The following is a 14,996-nucleotide window of genomic DNA, read 5'->3' as shown; positions in this document are numbered from 1 at the left end:
CAACAAGGCCCGGATTGTACCGGGCCTCGAACAAAACATCAGCCTTGCGACTAAACCTGCGTCAGGCCTTCCAGCGCCTCATAAGCCTGACGCACCGGGGCGAACGAGCGCCGGTGAATCGGGGTCGGCCCGAGCCGGGACAATGCTTCCAGATGAACGGGCGTCGGATAGCCTTTGTGGCCGCCAATGCCATAACCCGGGTAAATCAGTTCGAACGCAGCCATTTCGCGGTCACGACTGACCTTGGCCAGAATCGATGCCGCAGCAATGGCAGGCACCTTGCTATCGCCCTTTACAACCGCTTCGGCGCGCATCGGCAGTTTCGGGCAGCGGTTGCCATCGATCATCGCCAGTTTCGGCTGGATGTGCAGCCCGGCCACGGCGCGCTGCATGGCCAGCATGGTCGCGTGCAAAATATTCAATTCATCGATTTCTTCGACTTCGGCGCGAGCGATGCACCAGCTCAGGGATTTTTCGATGATCTCGTCGTAAAGCTTTTCCCGTTTGGCTTCGGTGAGTTTCTTCGAGTCGTTGAGCCCAACGATAGGGCGGTTCGGATCGAGGATCACCGCTGCCGTCACCACTGCACCGCACAACGGGCCGCGACCGACTTCATCGACGCCGGCGACCAGTTCTTCAACTTCGGCGACCAACGTGAAATCCAGGCCCATTTGCATGCTTGTCTTGCTCATCGTGATTGACCGATCAGGTTAAGGACGGCATGCGCCGCCTGATTGGATGCGTCCAGACGCAGCGTGCGGTGAATCTCGTCGAAGCCGCGAGTCTGCTCTTCACCGCCCTCGATCAAGGGCGACAGGGTCTGGGCAAGCGCCTCGACAGTTGCATCGTCCTGCAACAACTCCGGAACCAGCAGACGCTGGGCCAACAGATTTGGCAGCGATACATACGGGCTCTTGACCATGCGTTTGAGAATCCAGAACGTCAGCGGTGCCAGACGATAGGCAACCACCATCGGCCTCTTGTACAACAGCGCTTCGAGGGTTGCCGTACCGGAGGCGATCAATACGGCGTTACAGGCAGCCAAGGCCAGATGAGACTTGCCATCGAGCAAGGTCACCGGCAAATCGCGGCCAGCGAGCAGTTCTTCAAGCTGCAAACGGCGCTCCGGGCTGGCGCACGGCATGACAAAGCGAACGCCCGGACGCATCGCGCGCAGGCGCTGGGCGGTATCGAGGAACAGTGCGCCGAGGCGACCGACCTCACCGCCACGACTACCAGGCATCAGCGCGATCAGCGGCCCATCAGGCAATCCCAACTCGGCACGCGCAGCCGCACGATCAGCCTCCAGCGGAATGGCATCGGCCAGCGAGTGACCGACGAAGCGTACCGGTACGCCTTTCTCTTCGTAGAATCTGGCTTCGAACGGGAAAAGGGTGAGCATCAAATCGCAGCCTTCGCGAATCTTCAGCACGCGCTTCTGCCGCCACGCCCACACCGACGGGCTGACGTAATGCACGGTTTTGATCCCGGCCTGACGCAGCTTGAGTTCGATATTGAGGTTGAAGTCGGGGGCATCGATACCGATGAACGCGTCCGGTTTTTCGGCAATCAGCGTGGCAATCAGCTCTTTACGACGCTTGAGCAACTCGCGCAAACGACCGAGGACCTCAACCAGCCCCATGACCGACAAGCGCTCCATGGGAAAGTACGAGGTCAGACCTTCCGCCTGCATCAACGGACCGCCGACACCGATGAACTCGACCGACGGATGCTGTGCCTTGAGGGCACGCATGAGGCCGGCACCCAAAATGTCACCGGAAGCTTCACCCGCCACCAGCGCAATACGCAAATTGGCCATGATCAGCGGGTGATGCCGCGTGTCGACGACTGGATGGAATCGCGAAACACCGCGACTTCCGGGAACAGAGCAGCAGGCTCGGCCAGTTGAGCCAGTGCCTGCTCGACTGTCAGCCCTTGGCGATAAACGGTCTTATAGGCACGACGCAATGCGTGGATAGCGTCTTCGCTGAAACCGCGACGGCGCATGCCTTCGAAATTCATGCTGCGCGCCTCGGCCGGGTTGCCAAACACGGTGACAAACGCGGGAACGTCTTTACCGATCGCGGTACCCATGCCTGAAAAGCTGTGGGCGCCAATGTGGCAATACTGGTGAACCAGGGTGAACCCGGAGAGGATCGCCCAGTCGTCAACATGCACATGGCCGGCCAACGCCGTGTTGTTGACCAGGATGCAGTTATTGCCGATGACACTGTCGTGACCGATGTGGGCATAGGCCATGATCAGGTTGTGATCGCCCAGCGTGGTTTCCGAACGGTCCTGCACGGTGCCACGGTGAATCGTCACGCCTTCGCGGATGACGTTGTGGTCACCTATCACCAGTCGGGTCTCTTCACCTTTGTACTTCAGATCGGGCGTGTCTTCGCCTACCGAGGAAAACTGGTAAATGCGATTGTGCTTGCCGATACGTGTCGGGCCTTTGAGGATCACATGCGGCCCGATCACGGTACCCTCGCCGATTTCCACACCTGCGCCGATGATCGACCAAGGGCCGACCTCGACGCCGTCTGCCAGAACGGCCGACGGATCGATGATTGCGCGAGGGTCAATCAAACTCATACTTTTTGTTCCGCGCAGATGATCTCGGCCGAGCAGACCGGCTTGCCATCGACCGAAGCCTGGCATTCAAACTTCCAGATCTTGCGTTTACAGCTAATGAACGTGGCTTCAAGGATCAACTGGTCGCCAGGCTTGACCGGCTGGCGGAAACGCAGCTTGTCGGAACCAACGAAGTAATAAAGGGTGCCGTCCGCCGGTTTGACGTCGAGCATTTTGAAACCGAGGATCCCGGCAGCTTGAGCCATCGCTTCGATGATCAGCACGCCTGGCATGATTGGATGCGCCGGGAAGTGACCATTGAAGAAAGGTTCATTGATGCTGACATTCTTGTAGGCGCGAATGCGCTTGCCTTCAGTGTCCAGATCCACCACCCGGTCCACCAGCAGGAACGGGTAACGGTGAGGCAGGTATTCGCGAATCTCGTTGATGTCCATCATTTCGGGGGGAAGCCTATGTAAAGATTGGGAGCGCGACTGACGCGCACTCCTCTAGCAAATCAAGGAGGCAGTCTAGAGGCTGTGCACACTTGATATGGAAATGGTATCAGCCATCTGATGAAGCATTGCCGTCAGGGGTCACTTCCCCAACGCGCTTTTCCAGCTGTTTAAAACGACGCGCGATGTCATCGAGCTGACGAATGCGTGCCGCGCTTTTGCGCCATTCGGCAGCCGGTTGCATGGCTGTGCCGGAAGAATAGGCGCCTGGCTCGGTAATCGAGTGCGTCACCATGGTCATCCCGGTCAGGAAAACGTTGTCGCAAATATCAATGTGGCCGACCAGACCGACACCTCCGGCCAGCATGCAGTGCTTGCCGATTTTGGTGCTACCGGAGATCCCGACGCACGCGGCCATGGCAGTGTGATCACCGACCTGGACGTTGTGGGCAATCTGGATCTGGTTGTCGAGTTTCACGCCATTGCCGATCACGGTATCGGCCAACGCGCCGCGGTCGATGGCAGTATTCACGCCGATCTCCACATCGTCGCCGATGGTCACACCACCGATCTGGGCAATTTTCTGCCAGATACCCTTCTCATTGGCGAAGCCGAAGCCTTCACCACCGAGCACGGCACCGGACTGGATAACCACACGCTTGCCGATGTGCACATCGTGATACAGCGTGACACGCGGAGCGAGCCAGCCGCCCTCGCCGATTTCGCTGCGGGCACCGATGACGCAATGGGCACCCAGCGTGACTTGCGCCCCAATGCGTGCACCCGCCTCGATCACCACGAAGGGGCCGATGCTGGCGGTTGGATCAACCACAGCGTCGTCAGCGATGACTGCCGAGGGATGGATACCCGCGGCAGCTTTCGGTTTGGGATCGAACAAGTGAGAGATACGTGCATAAGCCAGATAAGGATCTGGCACCACCACTGCATTACCGGCAAAACCTTCTGCGTCGGCGTCTTTGAGCAACAAGGCTGCTGCCTGAGAACCGGCCAGGTATTTTCGATATTGAGGATTTGCCAGAAAGCTCAACTGAGCTGGGCCAGCCTCTTGCAAAGTGGCTAGCCCAGTAATTTGCTTCTCCGGGTCGCCACGCAGGGTGGCGCCGAGGAACTCGGCCAACTGGCCGAGCTTGATAGTCACGGTCATGGGTTACTTCAGCTGATTCATGCGCTCGATAACCTGGCGTGTGATGTCGTACTGAGGCTTGACATCGATCACTGCGCCACGTTCGAGCACCAGGTCAAAACCACCTTTCTTGATGACGCCTTCTACAGCGCTATCCAGTTTCGGCTTCAGTTGCTTGAGCATTTCGCGGTCGGCAACGGCCTTGGCTTCATTCAGTTCCTTGGACTGGAACTGGAAGTCACGGGCCTTTTGCTTGAACTCCAGCTCCAGACGCTCACGCTCGCCCTGCTGCATCTTGTCACCACCGGCCATCAGACGATCCTGAATGCCCTTGGCGCTGCTTTCCAGAGTTTTCAGCTTGGTCAGTTGAGGACCGAACTTCTTCTCCGCATCGACAGCGTATTTCTTGGCCGCGTCCGATTCCAGCAACGCCATCTGATAGTTCAGAACGGCAATTTTCATGTCGGCGAATGCCGGGCCTGCCACCAGTACGGAGGCCAGGAGAACCAATTGAGTCAACTTACGCACGATGCACTCCTACAAAATCCATTGTCGTTATCTTGGGTCAGACGCTTAGAACGTCTGGCCGAGGGAGAATTGGAACACTTGAGTTTCAGCGTTATCCGGTTTTTTGACCGGCATGGCCAGAGCAAAACTCAGGGGGCCCAGCGCGGTAACCCAGGTCACGCCAACACCGACGGAACTGGCCATGTTGCTCAGGCTGATGTCGTTGCACTTGGTGTTGGACGAAGTGCCGTTTGCGTTGGTGGTGTCCTTGCACTGCGAATCGAAAACGTTACCCACGTCCCAGAATACCGAAGTACGCAGGGAACGCTGATCCTTGACGAATGGCAGCGGGAACAGAACTTCCACACCGCCCTGAATCAGGACGTTGCCACCGAACGGCAGCGGGTCTTGGTCCGGATCTTTGACAGTACCCGGGTTGTTACCCGAACTTGGTGTGCTACGCGGGCCGAGGGTGCTGTCCTTGAAGCCACGAACCGAGTTGAAACCACCAGCATAGTAGTTTTCATAGAACGGCAAGCCATCTGTGGAACCATAACCGTCGCCATAACCCAGTTCGGTGTGCAGACGCAAAGTGTAGTTTTCGCTGATCGGCTGGAACAACTGACCACGGTAGTCAAGTTTGTAGAATGCAAGGTCGCTGCCCGGAATGGTGGTTTCCAGGGTGAGGCTCTGGGAGCGACCACGGGTTGGCAGTACACCTTTGTTCAGGGTCGACTCGGACCAGCCGGCCGACGCCTTGAAGTTCAGGTAGTTGTCGCCTTCTTTGTTAACGAAGTCGAAAATCTCGTCAACGGTGTATTTGCCGGTCTTGATCTTGTCTTGCTGGGCAGACAGACCGAAGGTCAGTCGCGAAGTCTCGCTGATCGGGTAGCCAACGTTAACACCCGCACCCAGGCTGTCTACGGAATAGCTCGAAATATCGGCATCGAGTTCAGCGTAGTCGGTTGTGCGATAGAACGCGTTGTAACCCAGGCTCACGCCATCGGCGGTCCAGTAGGGGTCAACGTAGCCGAAGTTGTAGCGGCTCTGGTATTCGCTTCGAGTCAGACCGACGCTGACGCGGTTACCGGTACCGAGGAAGTTGTTCTGGGTAATCGAACCACCGAGGATCAAACCGGCGCTCTGGGCGAAACCGACGCTGGCGGTAATCGAACCGGAAGCCTGCTCTTCAACGCTGTAGTTCACGTCAACCTGGTCGTCGACACCCGGAACAGCCGGCGTTTCGACGTTGACTTCCTTGAAGAAGCCCAGACGCTCAAGACGGGTCTTGGATTGGTCGATCAGGTAGGTCGAAGCCCAGCCACCTTCCATTTGACGCATTTCGCGACGCAGCACTTCGTCCTCGGACTTGGTGTTGCCACGGAAGTTGATGCGGTTGACGTAGGCACGCTTGCCCGGATCGACAGCAAACAGGATGTCTACGGTGTGATCATCGTCGTGCGGCTGAGGCACGCCGTTGACGTTGGCGAAGGTATAACCCTCGTTACCCAGACGACGGGTGATCAGTTCAGAAGTAGTGGTCATCAGCTTGCGCGAGAACACCTGGCCTTTCTGCACCAGCAACAAGGACTTGATCTGATCTTCAGGTACTTTGAGATCACCGCTGAGTTTGACGTCACGAACGGTGTATTTCTCACCCTCGGTCACGTTGACGGTGATGTAGACATGCTTCTTGTCCGGAGTGATGGACACCTGGGTCGAAGCAATATCCATATTGATATAGCCGCGATCCAGGTAGTAGGAACGCAGACGCTCCAGGTCACCGGACAGTTTTTCACGGGCATATTTGTCATCGTTCTTGAAGAACGACAGCCAGTTGGTGGTTTTCAGCTCGAACAGGTCGGTCAGGTCTTCCTCGGGAAAAACCGTGTTGCCTACCACGTTGATGTGCTGAATGGCAGCAACGGTGCCTTCGTTGATCTTCACTTTCAGGCCAACACGGTTACGCGGCTGCGATACCACTTCGGTATCGACGGTCGCGGAATAGCGGCCTTGCGCGACGTACTGGCGTTGCAGTTCGTTACGGACACCTTCGAGGGTGGCACGCTGGAAGATCTCGCCTTCGGCCAGACCGGATTGCTTGAGGCCTTTCATCAAGTCTTCAGTAGAGATCGCTTTGTTACCTTCGATCTCGATACTGGCGACAGATGGACGCTCAACAACCGTGATCACCAGAACGTTGCCTTCGCGGCCCAGCTGGATATCTTGAAAGAAACCGGTTTTGAACAACGCACGAGTGGATTCCACCAGGCGACGATCATCCGCCTGCTCGCCGACGTTCAACGGCAAGGCACCAAAGACGCTACCCGCGGAGACCCGCTGGAGGCCATTGACGCGAATATCAGAGATAGTGAAGGACTCGGCGTGAACTTCGGCGATCATCAATACGGTGAGAACCGCAGTTAGCAGCAGACGTTTCATGAAGTCCTTTCTTATTCCAACTGGCAATAAACAAACTGCCGCAAAATGCGGCAGATTCGCAATTCAGCGAAGCGTTACAGTCGACCCAGATCGTTGACCAGAGCAAGCAACATCACCCCGACCACCAAACTGATACCGATCTGTATCCCCCAACCTTGCACCCGATCCGACAAGGGACGACCACGCGCCCACTCGATCAGATAAAACAACAAGTGCCCCCCATCCAGTACAGGGATGGGCAGCAAATTCAGAACTCCCAGGCTAATACTCAGATAAGCAAGGAAATTCAGGAAATCAGCGACGCCCGACTGGGCAGAAGCGCCCGCCACTTTAGCAATGGTTATCGGTCCACTCAAGTTTTTTACCGAGAGCTCGCCGAACAGCATTTTCTTGAGTGAGTCCAGCGTCAGAATGCTCATGGTCCAAGTACGATGGGCGCCCTCGCCAATCGCGGCCAACGGCCCGTAACTGACTTCGCGGATCATCTCCGGTGGCCAGTCGACAGCTTTTACACCCGCCCCCAGATAACCGCTTGGAGACTTGCTTTTGCCGCGCGCTGCCAAGGTGACCGGGACGTCGATTTGAGCACCGTCGCGCTCGATACGCAGCATGATTTTGGTATCAGGACGCGTACGAACGGTATCAACCACTTGCTGCCAGTCATTAAGCGCCTGGCCATCCAGAGACAGAAGGCGATCACCGGTTTTCAGGCCAGCCGCCTGAGCTGGACCTTCTGGATCAAGCTCGGCAAGCACGGGCGCCAAGGCCGGACGCCACGGACGAATACCCAATGAGCGGATAGGATCGGGCTCATCAGCCCCCTGCAGCCAGTGATCCAGCACCAACTCGCGTGGAGAGTCCGCGGTAGAGCCCTGCTCACGCACCAGCAACTGCAACGAACCGCTTTCACCAAGCCGACGCACCAACTGCAAGTTGACGGCTGCCCAACCGGTGGTCGGCTCGCCATCAATCGCGACGATCTCCTGCCCCACACCCAAACCAGCCTTGGCGGCGATGCTGCCAGACTCGACCGCACCGATGACCGGGCGTACCTGCTCGCTACCGAGCATGGCCAGCACCCAGAAAAACACCAGGGCCAAAAGGAAGTTGGCGACAGGGCCGGCGGCAACAATGGCGATTCGCTGACGAACCGTCTTGCGGTTAAACGAGTGATCCAGTTGATCAACCGGCACCTCGCCCTCACGCTCGTCGAGCATTTTGACGTAGCCACCCAGCGGAATCGCGGCGATGACGAACTCAGTGCCCTGTTTGTCGTGCCAGCGCAGCAGAGGCATGCCGAAGCCTACGGAAAAGCGCAGAACCTTGACGCCACAGCGCCGCGCGACCCAGAAGTGGCCGAATTCGTGAAAGGTGACCAGCACACCCAAGGCGATCAGGGTGCCGGCAATCATATAGAGCGCGCTCATCTACTTTCTCCGCAATCCTGTTCAGTGCCGCGTGACGCCATTGTGTTTCAAATTCTATCGATCGTGACGCTTCAACCACTGCTCAGCCAGAACTCGCGCCTTGGCGTCTGCCGTAAACACAGCGTCGAGATCATCCAGTGCTACGACCGGTTCGAGGTTCAACACCTGCTCGATGATACTCGCGATTTCCAGGTAACGGATTCGTCCGTCGAGAAACGCCGCCACCGCCACTTCGTTCGCCGCATTGAGCATCGCCGGTGCACTGTCGCCTGCTTCGGCAGCTTGACGCGCCAGACGCAGACAAGGGAAGCGCTGCTCATCCGGCGCCTCAAAGTCCAGGCGCGCAACTGCGAACAGATCCAGCGGCGCCACACCGGAGTCTATGCGTTCCGGCCAAGCCAGAGCATTGGCGATCGGTGTGCGCATGTCAGGGTTCCCCAATTGCGCCAGTACCGAGCCATCGACATAGTCGACCAGCGAGTGAATCACGCTCTGCGGGTGGATCACCACCTCGACTTGCGACGGCTTTGCATCAAACAACCAGCAAGCCTCGATCAACTCAAGACCTTTATTCATCATGCTGGCCGAGTCTACTGAAATCTTGCGCCCCATGGACCAGTTCGGGTGGGCACACGCTTGCTCAGGTGAAACGTGCGCCAATTCGCTCATCGGCGTCTGTCGGAACGGACCACCAGAGGCTGTAAGCAAAATCCGGCGAACACCGACAGCGCTCAATCCGCGAGCAAAATCCAGTGGCATACACTGGAAAATCGCGTTGTGTTCGCTGTCGATCGGCAGCAGCACAGAACCGCTTTGGCGTACCGCCTGCATAAACAGGGCGCCGGACATTACCAGCGCCTCTTTATTGGCCAAAAGGATCTTCTTGCCGGCCACGACGGCCGCCAGAGTCGGACGCAGGCCAGCCGCGCCAACGATCGCCGCCATCACCGCGTCGACTTCCGGTGCAGAAGCGACCTGACACAGGCCCTCTTCCCCCACCAGCACACGGGTCGACAAACCGGCTGCGCGCAAATCGTCCTGCAAACCGCGCGCAGCGGCGACTTGCGGTACCACGGCAAATTGCGGCACATGCCGCATGCACAACGCCAGCAACTCACTCAGGCGAGTGAAACCGCTCAATGCGAAAACCTGATAGCGCTCAGGGTGACGCGCAATAACATCAAGGGTGCTCAGACCAATCGAGCCGGTCGCCCCCAAAACAGTGATCTGTTGCGGGCGGCTCACGGCGCAGCCATCCACAGCAACACCGCGAAGACTGGAATGGCCGCGGTCAGACTGTCGATACGATCAAGAACGCCGCCATGACCTGGCAGCAGATTACTGCTGTCCTTGATGCCGGACTTGCGCTTGAACATGCTTTCGGTGAGGTCGCCCACAACCGAGATGAAGACGATCAGCGCAGCACCAATCAAACCCTTGAGCAACTCGGCAACCGTCCAGTCACGTACCAGGCCGACAATAGCGGTGATCACCAGACTGAGGGCAAGACCGCCGTAGACGCCTTCCCAGCTTTTACCCGGACTGACTTGAGGGGCCAACTTACGCTTGCCGAATGCACGACCGGAAAAATAAGCGCCGATATCTGCGCCCCAGACCAGCACCATCACTGCCATGATCAGCCAGTTACCCAATGGGTATTGCTTGATCTGCATCAGGCCTTGCCAGGCCGGCAGCAAAATCAACAGACCAATCACTAGCTTGCTGGCAGCACTGGACCAATGTTCGCTGGAACGCGGGTAGGTCAGCACCAGATACGTCGCAACTGCCCACCAAAGCACCGAAGCACCCAGCACCCACGGCGCGAGACTGGGCACCACGTACATGACGAACAACATAAATGCGACGACGGCAGCAAAGCCGACGCGAAACGATTGCGCGGTGAAGCCCGCCAGACGTGCCCATTCCCAGGCACCGAGGCTCACGACCAGACCGATGAACAGCGCAAAAGCGGAACCTTCGAGCAGGAAAAACCCGCACAAGGCGATCGGCAGCAGGATCAGTGCAGTGATGATTCGTTGTTTAAGCATTAAACCCGGGCTCCAGCTTCGACCTGTTCGCTCGTTTTACCGAAACGACGCTGGCGCGAAGCGAAATCAGCCAGCGCATTGCGCATGGCATCGTGTTTGAAGTCCGGCCAGAACAGGTCGGAGAAGTACAACTCGGCGTAAGCCAGTTGCCACAGCAGGAAGTTGCTGATGCGGTGCTCTCCGCCCGTGCGGATGCACAAGTCCGGCAACGGCAGATCGCCGGTCGCCAGACAGGTTTGCAGCAGATCAGGAGTAATGTCTTCCGGACGCAGATGCCCGGCCTGAACTTCACGCGCCAAACGCTGCGCGGCTTGCGCGATATCCCACTGACCGCCGTAGTTGGCGGCGATCTGCAGGATAAAACGATTGGAGCCCGCAGTCATGGCTTCGGCTTCGCGCATCGCGGCCTGAAGCTCCGGATGGAAGCGCGAACGATCGCCAATGATGCGCAGGCTGATGTTGTTCTCGTTCAGGCGCTTGGCCTCACGACGCAAGGCCTTGAAGAACAGATCCATCAAGGCACTGACCTCATCGGCCGGGCGCTGCCAGTTCTCACTGGAGAAGGCGAACAGGGTCAGCACTTCGACCTTGGCCTCAGCACACACCTCGATCACGGCCCGAACAGCATCCACGCCCGCTTTATGCCCGGCGACACCCGGCATAAAGCGTTTTTTCGCCCAGCGATTGTTGCCATCCATGATGATCGCGACATGGCGCGGCACCGCGGACGGCGCAGTCTGCTTGGTCTTGTCCATTTAAAGCTCGACCCTTATACGGCCATCAGGTCTTTTTCTTTCTCGTCCGTGGCCTTGGTGATCTGGGCCTCGGATTCTTTGGTCAGCTTATCGATATCAGCGATGGCACGACGCTCTTCGTCTTCGCTGATTTCCTTGTCCTTGACCAGTTTCTTGAGCTCGCCCAAAGCATCACGACGAATATTGCGCACGGCAACACGCGCGTCTTCAGCAGCGCTGCGTGCCTGCTTGGTGAAGCCTTTACGCGTTTCCTCGGTGAGGGCCGGCATCGGGATCAACAGCAACTCACCCAGGTTAGTCGGGTTGAGGTTCAGACCGGCGCTCTGGATAGCCTTGTCGACGGCTGCGAGCATGTTGCGCTCGAACGCCACGACCTGCAGCGTGCGCGAGTCTTTCACGGTGACGTTGGCAACGCCACTCAGCGGGGTGTCAGTGCCGTAGTAAGGCACCATCACACTGCCGAGGATGCTTGGGTGCGCCTTGCCGGTACGAATCTGACCGAATGCATGGGACAGGGAGTCCAGAGACTTTTGCATACGCTCTTGAGCGTCTTTCTTGATTTCGTTGATCATTGTTGACCTTCCTCGATCAGGGTACCTTCAGCGCCGCCATGGACGATGTTCAGCAGGGCACCGGGTTTGTTCATGTTGAATACGCGCAGCGGCATCTTGTGGTCGCGGCACAGGCAAATAGCCGTCAGGTCCATCACACCCAGCTTGCGATCCAGCACTTCATCATAAGTCAGATGATCGAACTTCTCGGCATGCGGGTCTTTGAACGGATCGGCTGTGTAGACGCCATCAACCTTGGTCGCCTTGAGCACGACGTCCGCGTCGATTTCGATTGCGCGCAGGCAGGCTGCCGAATCCGTGGTGAAGAACGGATTGCCGGTACCGGCCGCGAAAATCACGACGTCTTTGGAGTTCAGGTGGCGCATGGCTTTGCGGCGATCATAGTGATCGGTTACGCCGACCATGGAAATGGCCGACATCACGATGGCCGAGATATTGGCACGCTCCAGCGCGTCGCGCATGGCCAGGGCATTCATCACAGTGGCCAGCATGCCCATGTGGTCGCCTGTCACCCGATCCATGCCGGCTTTGCTCAGAGCTTCGCCGCGGAACAGGTTACCACCACCGATCACCAGACCGACCTGTACGCCGATACCGACCAGCTGACCGACTTCCAGCGCCATTCGATCCAACACTTTCGGATCGATCCCGAACTCTTCCGAGCCCATCAGGGCCTCGCCGCTAAGCTTGAGTAGAATGCGTTTATAGCGAGCCTGATAACCACTGCCCTGCTGAGCCATTGCGAATCTCTCCTGCGGCGTATTTAAAATTCTTTGCGAGCTGTTTACAGCTGGCGTTCACTCTAGCTTGGCGCTGCTTCAGCGCCATCGGAACATGGCTTTGTAAGTCAGTTCCAAGTGGAAACCAATAAAAAATTGGTTGCCCCATCTGAAAAGAGGCTGCGCGCGTGAGCGGGCAGCCTCTTTCGGGCGACAGTTGAAAAACCGTCTTACTGCTTGGCGGCAGCCAGCTGGGCAGCAACTTCTTCAGCGAAGTTGTCGACCGGCTTCTCGATGCCTTCGCCTACTTTGTAGTAAGTGAAGGAAACGATTTCTGCGCCGCCTTTCTTGGCCAGCTCGCCAACCTTGATTTCAGGGTTTTTGACGAACGCCTGCTCAACCAGGCTCGCTTCTGCCAGGAACTTGCTGATACGGCCCTTGACCATGTTCTCAACAATGTTTTCTGGCTTGCCTTTGATTTTTTCTTCGTTCAGCTGCATGAACACAGCTTTTTCGCGCTCGATCGCTTCAGCCGAAACTTGCGAAGGCAGCAGGAACTCAGGGTTGCTTGCAGCTACGTGCATCGCGATGTCTTTGGCCAGCTCGACGTCACCGCCTTTCAGAGCCACAACAACACCGATCTTGTTGCCGTGCAGGTACGAGCCCACAACGTCACTTTCGATACGGGTCAGACGACGGATGTTGACGTTTTCGCCTACTTTGGCAACCAGTGCTTCGCGATCAGCTTCTTGAGCAGCGATCAGCGGAGCCGCATCGGTCAGCTTGTCAGCGAAAGCTTTTTCAACGCTGGCAGCAACAAAGTTTTTGAAGTCGTCTTGCAGAGCCAGGAAGTCGGTCTGCGAGTTCACTTCCAGGATAACGGCAGCTTTACCGTCGTCCTTGATTGCGATTGCGCCTTCAGCGGCAACGTTGCCAGCTTTTTTCGCAGCTTTGATCGCGCCCGAAGCACGCATGTCATCAATGGCTTTTTCGATGTCGCCGTCAGCCTTTTCCAGGGCTTTCTTGCAATCCATCATGCCTTCGCCGGTACGCTCGCGCAGTTCTTTAACCAACGCTGCAGTAATTGCTGCCATTTTCAAATTCCTCTTGGATAGGTTTTCAACCATTCCACCCGATCGAACGGGCGTTCAATTCTTCCCGAATCACCTTGTAGCCGCTGCACGTTACAGATGCAGGGTGAGCGCTACCACAAGTGGGCGCCGACAAATGGTTTTCGAGGTGGCAAAAAGGGGGCCAAGCCCCCTTTTTGCTTACTGAGTCAACGCCAGGGCGTCAATTACTCAGCTGCAGCCTGAGTTTCTTCAGCTGCGAATTCTACAGTGCCGCCGCCAACATTGTTGCGACCACGGATAACTGCGTCAGCCATCGAACCCATGTACAGCTGGATAGCGCGGATTGCGTCATCGTTGCCTGGGATGATGTAGTCAACGCCTTCCGGGCTGCTGTTGGTATCGACAACGCCGATGACCGGAATGCCCAGCTTGTTGGCTTCGGTGATCGCGATGCGCTCGTGGTCAACGTCGATCACGAACAGTGCGTCTGGCAGACCGCCCATGTCCTTGATGCCGCCCAGGGAGCGATCCAGCTTCTCAAGATCACGAGTGCGCATCAGCGCTTCTTTCTTGGTCAGCTTGGCGAAGGTACCGTCTTCGGCTTGAACTTCAAGGTCACGCAGACGCTTGATGGAAGCACGAATGGTTTTGAAGTTGGTCAGCATGCCGCCCAACCAGCGGTGATCGACGTACGGCGAACCGCAACGTGCTGCTTCTTCAGCAACGATCTTGCCAGCGGAACGCTTGGTGCCGACGAACAGAATCTTGTTTTTGCCCTGGGCCAGACGCTCTACGAAAGTCAGAGCTTCGTTGAACATTGGCAGGGTTTTTTCAAGGTTGATAATGTGAATCTTGTTACGCGCGCCGAAAATGTACTTACCCATTTTCGGATTCCAGTAACGGGTTTGGTGACCGAAGTGCACACCGGCCTTCAGCATATCGCGCATGTTGACTTGGGACATGATAGTTCCTTAATAAGTCGGGTTTGGCCTCCACGTATCCCAATGACCAACCAGTGGCATAAAGCCAAAAGCACCCAGGTCATCGTGTCGACACGTGTGTGGATTTAAGCTTTTCGGGGCATCCCCGGAAAGCGGCGCATTTTATACCACAGGGTGTGCAGAAACGGAACCCGAAATCTGTAATCACACCAAGGACATGGGCGCAGCCCCCTTGGAATCGGCCCGGCACCCGCCATTGTATAGAGAGAAGCGATGCACACCGGCGCGGAATTGCTCCTTTGGTCTGTTAGAATCGCGTTTTTCGGGGTCGCAAAA

Annotated in this window: 15 protein-coding genes; all 15 read right to left on the bottom strand. The window is 57.1% G+C overall.

The genetic code is table 11. The annotated features are described in order from the left end of the window. Window positions 1-50: 50 nt before the first annotated feature. The 15 genes from rnhB to rpsB all read right to left on the bottom strand — a co-directional run bounded on the left by rnhB (window position 51) and on the right by rpsB (window position 14,681). Complete coding sequence (gene rnhB, locus AACY02_RS02135; protein ID WP_339430762.1) at window positions 51-677, bottom strand: ribonuclease HII; 627 nt, start codon at window positions 675-677, stop codon at window positions 51-53. Between the two features lie 11 nt (window positions 678-688). Next, a complete protein-coding gene (lpxB, locus tag AACY02_RS02130) occupies window positions 689-1,819 on the bottom strand; it encodes a lipid-A-disaccharide synthase (RefSeq protein WP_339430553.1) in 1,131 nt (376 codons plus the stop codon). Between the two features lie 2 nt (window positions 1,820-1,821). After that, window positions 1,822-2,598, bottom strand: a complete 777-nt coding sequence (gene lpxA / locus AACY02_RS02125) for an acyl-ACP--UDP-N-acetylglucosamine O-acyltransferase (protein ID WP_339430552.1) — start codon at window positions 2,596-2,598, stop codon at window positions 1,822-1,824. Next, a complete protein-coding gene (gene fabZ, locus AACY02_RS02120; protein WP_042557884.1) occupies window positions 2,595-3,035 on the bottom strand; it encodes a 3-hydroxyacyl-ACP dehydratase FabZ in 441 nt (146 codons plus the stop codon). The genes lpxA and fabZ overlap by 4 nt, the downstream gene beginning before the upstream one ends. A gap of 106 nt (window positions 3,036-3,141) precedes the next feature. Then, window positions 3,142-4,197: a UDP-3-O-(3-hydroxymyristoyl)glucosamine N-acyltransferase gene (lpxD, locus tag AACY02_RS02115; RefSeq protein ID WP_339430551.1), complete on the bottom strand. Its 1,056-nt coding sequence runs from the start codon at window positions 4,195-4,197 to the stop codon at window positions 3,142-3,144. Window positions 4,198-4,200: 3 nt separating this feature from the next. Next, a complete protein-coding gene (locus AACY02_RS02110; RefSeq protein WP_339430550.1) occupies window positions 4,201-4,704 on the bottom strand; it encodes an OmpH family outer membrane protein in 504 nt (167 codons plus the stop codon). Between the two features lie 45 nt (window positions 4,705-4,749). Next, a complete protein-coding gene (gene bamA, locus AACY02_RS02105) occupies window positions 4,750-7,125 on the bottom strand; it encodes an outer membrane protein assembly factor BamA (RefSeq protein WP_339430549.1) in 2,376 nt (791 codons plus the stop codon). Window positions 7,126-7,199: 74 nt separating this feature from the next. Beyond that, window positions 7,200-8,552 (bottom strand): sigma E protease regulator RseP, encoded by a 1,353-nt coding sequence (gene rseP / locus AACY02_RS02100; protein ID WP_339430548.1) that lies wholly within the window; start codon window positions 8,550-8,552, stop codon window positions 7,200-7,202. 54 nt (window positions 8,553-8,606) lie between these two features. Continuing rightward, complete coding sequence (gene ispC, locus AACY02_RS02095) at window positions 8,607-9,797, bottom strand: 1-deoxy-D-xylulose-5-phosphate reductoisomerase (RefSeq protein WP_339430547.1); 1,191 nt, start codon at window positions 9,795-9,797, stop codon at window positions 8,607-8,609. Beyond that, window positions 9,794-10,600 carry a phosphatidate cytidylyltransferase gene (locus tag AACY02_RS02090; RefSeq protein ID WP_339430546.1) on the bottom strand — a complete coding sequence of 269 codons (807 nt, stop codon included), beginning with the start codon at window positions 10,598-10,600 and terminating at the stop codon, window positions 9,794-9,796. The genes ispC and AACY02_RS02090 overlap by 4 nt, the downstream gene beginning before the upstream one ends. Further along, window positions 10,600-11,355 (bottom strand): polyprenyl diphosphate synthase, encoded by a 756-nt coding sequence (gene uppS, locus AACY02_RS02085; protein ID WP_221732444.1) that lies wholly within the window; start codon window positions 11,353-11,355, stop codon window positions 10,600-10,602. The genes AACY02_RS02090 and uppS overlap by 1 nt, the downstream gene beginning before the upstream one ends. Before the next feature lie 14 nt (window positions 11,356-11,369). After that, window positions 11,370-11,927, bottom strand: coding sequence for a ribosome recycling factor (gene frr, locus AACY02_RS02080; RefSeq protein WP_339430545.1), 558 nt, complete (start codon window positions 11,925-11,927; stop codon window positions 11,370-11,372). Next, window positions 11,924-12,667 (bottom strand): UMP kinase, encoded by a 744-nt coding sequence (gene pyrH / locus AACY02_RS02075; protein WP_003222124.1) that lies wholly within the window; start codon window positions 12,665-12,667, stop codon window positions 11,924-11,926. Before pyrH ends, frr begins: the two co-directional genes overlap by 4 nt. 209 nt (window positions 12,668-12,876) lie before the next feature. Continuing rightward, complete coding sequence (gene tsf, locus AACY02_RS02070) at window positions 12,877-13,740, bottom strand: translation elongation factor Ts (protein ID WP_339430544.1); 864 nt, start codon at window positions 13,738-13,740, stop codon at window positions 12,877-12,879. A 203-nt stretch (window positions 13,741-13,943) separates the two neighbouring features. Beyond that, complete coding sequence (rpsB, locus tag AACY02_RS02065; protein WP_095189367.1) at window positions 13,944-14,681, bottom strand: 30S ribosomal protein S2; 738 nt, start codon at window positions 14,679-14,681, stop codon at window positions 13,944-13,946. Between the last annotated feature and the right edge of the window lie 315 nt (window positions 14,682-14,996).

This window comes from Pseudomonas sp. EA_65y_Pfl2_P78, assembly GCF_963970495.1.
Taxonomy (GTDB): Bacteria; Pseudomonadota; Gammaproteobacteria; order Pseudomonadales; family Pseudomonadaceae; genus Aquipseudomonas; species Aquipseudomonas baetica_A.
Note: the sequence above shows the minus strand (reverse complement) of the source record. Positions and strands in the feature narration are given on the sequence as shown.

Coding starts and splice junctions, on each gene's coding strand:
- fabZ (WP_042557884.1), bottom strand. CDS start 3,035: ATGATGGACATCAACGAGATTCGCGAATACCTGCCTCACCGTTACCCG.
- lpxB (WP_339430553.1), bottom strand. CDS start 1,819: ATGGCCAATTTGCGTATTGCGCTGGTGGCGGGTGAAGCTTCCGGTGAC.
- lpxA (WP_339430552.1), bottom strand. CDS start 2,598: ATGAGTTTGATTGACCCTCGCGCAATCATCGATCCGTCGGCCGTTCTG.
- bamA (WP_339430549.1), bottom strand. CDS start 7,125: ATGAAACGTCTGCTGCTAACTGCGGTTCTCACCGTATTGATGATCGCC.
- uppS (WP_221732444.1), bottom strand. CDS start 11,355: ATGGACAAGACCAAGCAGACTGCGCCGTCCGCGGTGCCGCGCCATGTC.
- lpxD (WP_339430551.1), bottom strand. CDS start 4,197: ATGACCGTGACTATCAAGCTCGGCCAGTTGGCCGAGTTCCTCGGCGCC.
- tsf (WP_339430544.1), bottom strand. CDS start 13,740: ATGGCAGCAATTACTGCAGCGTTGGTTAAAGAACTGCGCGAGCGTACC.
- rpsB (WP_095189367.1), bottom strand. CDS start 14,681: ATGTCCCAAGTCAACATGCGCGATATGCTGAAGGCCGGTGTGCACTTC.
- rseP (WP_339430548.1), bottom strand. CDS start 8,552: ATGAGCGCGCTCTATATGATTGCCGGCACCCTGATCGCCTTGGGTGTG.
- AACY02_RS02090 (WP_339430546.1), bottom strand. CDS start 10,600: ATGCTTAAACAACGAATCATCACTGCACTGATCCTGCTGCCGATCGCC.
- frr (WP_339430545.1), bottom strand. CDS start 11,927: ATGATCAACGAAATCAAGAAAGACGCTCAAGAGCGTATGCAAAAGTCT.
- rnhB (WP_339430762.1), bottom strand. CDS start 677: ATGCAAATGGGCCTGGATTTCACGTTGGTCGCCGAAGTTGAAGAACTG.
- pyrH (WP_003222124.1), bottom strand. CDS start 12,667: ATGGCTCAGCAGGGCAGTGGTTATCAGGCTCGCTATAAACGCATTCTA.